7 protein-coding genes and 1 tRNA gene are annotated in these 6,191 nt (G+C 56.9%); 6 read left to right on the forward strand and 2 right to left on the reverse strand.

Features of this window, described 5'->3' with window-relative positions; genetic code table 11:
• Positions 1 to 11: 11 nt before the first annotated feature.
• Positions 12 to 905: a DMT family transporter gene (locus KGB20_RS05815; protein ID WP_154859759.1), complete on the reverse strand. Its 894-nt coding sequence runs from the start codon at positions 903 to 905 to the stop codon at positions 12 to 14.
• A gap of 136 nt (positions 906 to 1,041) precedes the next feature.
• Between KGB20_RS05815 and KGB20_RS05820 the strand changes: the two genes are divergently transcribed.
• Positions 1,042 to 1,479, forward strand: a complete 438-nt coding sequence (locus KGB20_RS05820; RefSeq protein ID WP_046038550.1) for an Lrp/AsnC family transcriptional regulator — start codon at positions 1,042 to 1,044, stop codon at positions 1,477 to 1,479.
• A 56-nt stretch (positions 1,480 to 1,535) separates the two neighbouring features.
• Positions 1,536 to 1,865, forward strand: a complete 330-nt coding sequence (locus KGB20_RS05825) for a YceK/YidQ family lipoprotein (RefSeq protein WP_090455721.1) — start codon at positions 1,536 to 1,538, stop codon at positions 1,863 to 1,865.
• A 60-nt stretch (positions 1,866 to 1,925) separates the two neighbouring features.
• Here KGB20_RS05825 and KGB20_RS05830 read toward each other — a convergent pair whose 3' ends face one another.
• Complete coding sequence (locus KGB20_RS05830; RefSeq protein WP_057714309.1) at positions 1,926 to 2,597, reverse strand: Bax inhibitor-1/YccA family protein; 672 nt, start codon at positions 2,595 to 2,597, stop codon at positions 1,926 to 1,928.
• Positions 2,598 to 2,720: 123 nt separating this feature from the next.
• On the opposite strand from KGB20_RS05830, the gene KGB20_RS05835 reads away from it, so the two are divergent.
• The 4 genes from KGB20_RS05835 to KGB20_RS05850 form a co-directional block, all read left to right on the forward strand.
• Positions 2,721 to 2,808: transfer RNA gene (locus tag KGB20_RS05835), tRNA-Ser, on the forward strand.
• 612 nt (positions 2,809 to 3,420) lie between these two features.
• The gene (gabP, locus tag KGB20_RS05840) at positions 3,421 to 4,821 is read left to right on the forward strand and encodes a GABA permease (RefSeq protein WP_154859722.1); all 1,401 of its coding nucleotides are present in this window, start codon (positions 3,421 to 3,423) and stop codon (positions 4,819 to 4,821) included.
• Between the two features lie 106 nt (positions 4,822 to 4,927).
• The gene (locus tag KGB20_RS05845) at positions 4,928 to 6,040 is read left to right on the forward strand and encodes a GlxA family transcriptional regulator (RefSeq protein WP_371319473.1); all 1,113 of its coding nucleotides are present in this window, start codon (positions 4,928 to 4,930) and stop codon (positions 6,038 to 6,040) included.
• Positions 6,041 to 6,113: 73 nt separating this feature from the next.
• Positions 6,114 to 6,191, forward strand: a 78-nt coding sequence (locus KGB20_RS05850) for a hypothetical protein (RefSeq protein WP_223441004.1), incomplete at its 3' end; no start/stop codon positions are given.

Consider the following 6,191-nt stretch of genomic DNA (forward strand, 5'->3'; position numbering starts at 1 on the left):
CTGGTTGGCACTCAAGGCGTCACCGTGCGCCGAAACTTCAGCGACCAGCCTTGTTGCATGCCGGCAGCGGCCAACAGAATCGCCGCGACTCCAATCCATTGCAGTGGCTCCAGGCGATGACCGAAGGCAAACCAGTCGACGAAAATCGCCGCGATCGGGTAGATGAAGGACAGCGCGCCCGTCAACGCCGTCGGCAGTTTTTGAATCGCGCCGTACAACAACACATACATCACGCCGGTGTGCACCATACCCAGCGTCACCAGGCTGGCCCACGCGCTTGGCGCCTGGGGCAATACGGAAAGATTCGCGAAGGGCGCGAGCAACAGCACGCCTGTGCTGACCTGGATCAGCGCGATCAAATGCGGTGGGGTTCCAGTCAGGCGCTTGATGATCAACGCGGCAATTGCGTAGAGAAACGCCGCGCCCAACGCCAAGGCAATGCCCGTCAGGTAATCGCTGCCGCTTTCGCCCTGGCTGCCATGGGCACTGACAATCGCCAGCATCCCGAGAAACGAAACACCCAGCCAGGTCAGTTTCTGCGCGGTGATCTTTTCGTTGAGGAACAACGCCGCCAGCCCGACCAGCATGAAAGGCTGGACGTTATAGACGGCGGTGCCGATGGCAATTGACGCCCGGGAATAGGACGCGAACAACAGCACCCAGTTGCCGACGATCGCCACACCGCTGAGCACTGCGAGCAGGAACGTGGTGCGGGTCAGAATGCCGGGGCGCAGAAAGCCGAAAGCCGCGCAAATGAGCAGCAAGGTGCCAGCACCGAACAGGCAGCGCCAGAACACCACATCCAGCACCGGTTGCCCGGACACCAGCACGAACCAGCCGATGGTGCCGGAGATCAGCATGGCGGCCGTCATTTCGAACGAACCGCGGCGTAGGGTTTTGTCCATCATCAGACTCCTGTGTTTGTGGCCAAAGTATGCCAATGCACCCAGGGGCTACTCCAGAGCAAAAAGCAGGCTAAACTCGTGATCTGCCTTTTTTATCAAGGCCTTTTTTAAAAAATGCCTAACAGAGGGTTTCGCCATGACCGATGACATCGACCAGCTGCTGATCACGGCGCTGATGGAGGACTCGCGACGCTCGCTCAAGGCCCTGGCGCAAATCAGCGGCCTGTCTTCCCCCAGTGTTGCCGAGCGTCTGCGCCGCCTGGAAGAGCGAGGCGTGCTCAAGGGCTACACCGTTGAAATCGACCCGAAATGCTTCGGCTATCAACTCCAAGCCATCGTGCGTATTCGCCCGTTGCCGGGGCAATTGCAGGAAGTGGAGCGACAAATCATGGCCATTCCCGAATTCACCGAGTGCGACAAGGTCACCGGCGACGACTGTTTCATCGCGCGCCTGCATGTGCGCTCGATGGAACAACTGGACACCCTGCTCGACCGACTCAACACCCACGCTGAAACCAATACGGCGATCGTCAAGAAAACCCCGGTCAAGCGCCGGTTGCCGCCCATGGCGTGAGTGATATTTATTTCAGACTGAAGTAGATTGATGGTTTCCGGCGAAGGATTGACGGCATGAAAACTCAGGCAATGTTACTGGTGGCTACGATGTTGGCGGGTTGCGGCACGATTCAGACGGTTGTGCGCAGTGACGAAGTGGCCTCGAAAAGTCTCAAGGAACAAAAGAGTTACTGCGGCGCGGTACCGCGAATCTACAGCGGCGTGACCTACGACTTCTGCTACCTGAACGCGCCCCTCGAAGACGGCCGGGATGCGCAGGTACATGGTCCCGCCCCCGCTATCGTGCTGCTCGACGTGGTCGTGTCCGGGGCGATGGACACACTGCTGCTGCCCTACACAATCTACCGCCAGCAAGCCGACGGCAGCATCGTCATTACAGAGTAGGCCTGGATTTGTGGCAATAAAAAACCCGCCTGAGCGGGTTTTTTAGTTCAAGGCCGAGGATCAGTCATCGCGGCTCATGATGCCGAACAGCTGCAACAGGCTGACGAACAGGTTGTAGATCGATACATACAGGCTGATGGTAGCCATGATGTAGTTACGCTCGCCGCCATGAATGATGGCGCTGGTCTGGAACAGAATGCAGACCGAGGAGAACAGCACGAAACCTGCGCTGATCGCCAGTTGCAGGCCGCTGATCTGGAAGAACAGGCTCGCCAGCGTCGCACCCAGCAGCACAAAGAAGCCTGCCGTGATGAAACCACCGAGGAAGCTCATGTCCTTGCGGGTAATCAGCACATACGCCGACAGTCCGCCGAACACCAGCGCCGTCATCGCGAAAGCCGAGCTGACCACTTCAGCGCCGCCCTGCATACCCAGGTAACGGTTGAGGATCGGGCCAAGCAGGAAACCCATGAAACCGGTCAGGGCAAATGCCGACACCAGGCCCCAGGCCGAATCACGGAGTTTGTTGGTGAGGAAGAAAAGACCATAGAAGCCGATCAGCACCACGAAAATGTTCGGGTAGCCAACATGCATCTGCTGGGCAACGTAGGCTGTCACACCGCTGAAAGCCAGGGTCAGGGCGAGCAAGCCGTATGTGTTGCGCAGGACGCGGCTAACCTCTAGCTGCTCAGCCTGCACGCTGTTATTAACTGCGTAATCCTGTTCGCGCATGGCGACACTCCTGTTGGTTTGAAACGTTCAGTCGCAAAGATCATAACAGACGCTCTGTAACAAGCTATGCAGAGAGTTTGACAGTGTGTTTCATTCAGGTATTATGGCGCCCGCAACGCAAACGGAGGTGTGGCCGAGTGGTTTAAGGCAACGGTCTTGAAAACCGTCGACTGTAACAGGTCCATGAGTTCGAATCCCATCGCCTCCGCCATCTTTATACGACAAAGCCCTGATTATTCAGGGCTTTGTCGTTTCTGGGGTTTGGGAATCGGTGCTGCTTTTCAGAGCCGTTACAAAACCATTTGGTAACCCCTCGACCAAGCTGAAAGCGCCGCTACAGGAAAAAGGTCGCCAACTGACCTTCTTGACCGACAGTAAACGGCTATGGATTCAGCCGGTCGCGACAGGCAGTAATCATCCAATCCGCTCTTCCCGCAGAGATCTCGCGGCCCTCGGCCCGAAACCTTCTCGGCCGCTTAAACCTTCCAGACAATCCCCATTCGTTGCTGCTTTAGCAGAATCCTCAAAAAAACAAAACGATTCCACCTGGCCAATTCGTGACCGATTGGTTTTCGCTGTGAACGTTAAATAGGCACGTGTCGATATCAGGCAAGGAGGTGGCGTGAACAGGTAACTGAATTATCGGACAAGCCGGGTAAGGTGGCGCCTCTTTTCATGGAAATAACCACATCGCGACGATGGGTTTGATAAGTACGGCAGCGTTTGAAGGGTGCCACTTTCAGGAAGCGGCAGCAGGAAACGATGATGATCCGTTGCCCCCATCACTTCGCTTAAATGTCGATCAGCAGAGAAAAAAAACCCGATGATTAGCCCGAGCTCCAAGGATTCGAATGGCCAATTGGCACAGGGCTTCAAGCCTCGTCACGTAACAATGCTGTCAATCGCCGGAATTATCGGCGCCGGTTTATTCGTTGGCTCAGGACATGCCATTGCAGCTGCTGGCCCGGCCGTCCTGCTGGCCTACCTATTCTCAGGCCTGCTTGTCGTTCTGGTCATGCGTATGCTCGGTGAAATGGCGGTGGCCAACCCGGACACAGGCTCGTTCTCCACCTATGCCGACCAGGCAATAGGTCGTTGGGCAGGCTTCACCATCGGTTGGCTGTACTGGTGGTTCTGGGTACTAGTGATCCCTATCGAAGCACTGGCCGCCGGCCATGTGTTGAACCAGTGGTTTCCCCAGATCGATGCCTGGCTGTTCGCCCTGGTGTCGATCATTGCGTTGGTGATCACCAATCTGTTCAGTGTCTCCAAGTACGGCGAATTCGAATTCTGGTTCGCCATGGCCAAGGTGGTGGCGATCATCGGTTTCATCGGCGTGGGTTTTGCCGTGCTGATGGGCTGGGTTCCCGATCGGGAAGTCAGCGGCTTGAGCGGACTGATGGCCGAGCATGGCGGATTTGCCCCCAACGGCCTGTCGGCGGTAGTCGGCGCTTTCATCACCATCATGTTCAGCTTCATTGGTACTGAAGCGGTCACCATCGCCGCCGCCGAATCCGACAATCCCTCGCAGAACATTGCCAAGGCCACGCGTTCGGTGATTTGGCGCATCGGCGTGTTCTACCTGTTGTCGATTTTCGTGGTCATCTCCGTGGTGCCCTGGAACGATCCGCTGCTCGCCCAGGTAGGCTCCTACCAGCGGGCACTGGAGATCATGAACATTCCCCACGCCAAGTTCATGGTGGACGTGGTGGTGCTGATCGCCGTGGCCAGTTGCATGAACTCCTCGATCTACATTGCTTCGCGCATGCTGTACTCGCTGGGCCGTCGTGGCGATGCGCCGAAGTCGCTGAAGGCGACTTCCTCCGAGGGCGTGCCGCGTGCAGCAGTCATCGCCAGCACCGTGCTGGGCGCGGCGATCACCGTGTGGAGCTACTTCATGCCCGCCGGGCTGTTTAACTTCCTGCTGGCCAGCTCCGGCGCGATTGCCTTGCTGGTGTACCTGGCCATTGCGGTGTCGCAACTGCGCATGCGCCGGATGTTGCGTCGGCAGAACGTTGAGCTGACCTTTCGCATGTGGCTGTTTCCATGGCTGACGTGGCTGGTGATTGCGTTCATATGCGCAGCGCTGGCAGTCATGATGATCACCCCTGAGCACCGTACCGAAGTCAGCACAACCATTGGCCTGGCGCTGGCGATTTCCTTTATCGGCCTTGTGACGTCGCGTCACCCTGCGCACGCTGCGAGGGTGACGTCAGTGGGATAAACCAAGGAGGTATTTGCGCCAAACCTGCTCCCTGCGCCAAGGCTGGGGAGTATTACCAGCTCCTGCGTCTCAGGCCGTAATCGCTCTCTGTGAGGACATGACCACGATGTCATCGAACTCCACCGTGTCCGACGGTACGACTCAATCCGTTGGTTTTCTGCTGCTGGATAAATTCACACTTATTTCCCTGGCGTCCGCAGTAGAGCCACTGCGCATGGCCAATCAGTTGTCGGGACGAGAGCTATATCGCTGGCATACGTTCAGCCCCGATGGAGAGCCTGTCTGGGCCAGTGACGGCGTGCCGATCACTCCGGATGCTTCGTGGAACAATCCATCAGTGGCGGACACTGTAATCGTGTGCGGTGGTGTTGGAATCCAGAACGTGATTACCCGCGAGCACATTACCTGGCTGCAAGCCTTGGCGCGTCAATCCAGACGGTTGGGAGGTGTGTGCACCGGCAGCTGGGCGCTCGCCAAAGCCGGGCTGCTCGACGGCTACGAGTGCAGCGTGCATTGGGAATTCTTGGCCGCCATGCAGGAAGCTTTCCCGCGAGTCAGCATCAGCGCGAGTCTCTTCACCCTGGACCGAAACCGATTCACAAGCTCCGGGGGAACAGCGCCGCTGGACATGATGCTGCACCTGATTGGTCGCGATCATGGTCGTGAACTATCCGCAGCCATCTCTGAGATGTTTGTTTACGAGCGCATACGCAACGAACAGGACCATCAGCGGGTTCCGCTCAGGCATGTGCTGGGAACTCATCAGCCTAAGCTGCAGGAGATCGTCGCGTTGATGGAGGCCAATCTCGAGGAACCGATCGACCTGGATAACCTTGCAGAATACGTTGATCTGTCACGTCGACAGCTGGAACGGCTATTTCAGAAATACCTTCACTGTACGCCGTCACGCTACTACTTAAGGTTACGTCTTATTCGAGCGCGACAACTGCTTAAGCAAACATCATTGTCGATCATTGAGCTGGCGTACGTATGCGGTTTCGTGTCCACACCACACTTTTCCAAGTGCTATCGCGAGTACTTTGGTGTTCCACCTAGCGACGAGCGTTCCGGCTCTGACATGAGTCGCAAACCGGCAACGCTTGCGACTACGCAGCAGTCATCAACTAAACCACTGACAGCGCTCGACCAGGCACGAAACGAATCGACTTTTGCCAGTGTTCGAATGATTGATCGTTTCGACTTGGCGGAGTCGTGCTGACAGGACGTCCCTGCCGCCCCCATTCATCCGTAGTGCATGGGTTTACTCAATAAGATCACGCAGGAGATTTGACGTGCACATTGGTGTTCCTCTCGAAACCCAGACCGGTGAAACACGGGTTGCTGCAACCCCGGAAACCATCAAGAAGCTG

The sequence above is a fragment of the Pseudomonas sp. BF-R-30 genome, from assembly GCF_019956175.1.
Taxonomy (GTDB): domain Bacteria; phylum Pseudomonadota; class Gammaproteobacteria; order Pseudomonadales; family Pseudomonadaceae; genus Aquipseudomonas; species Aquipseudomonas jessenii.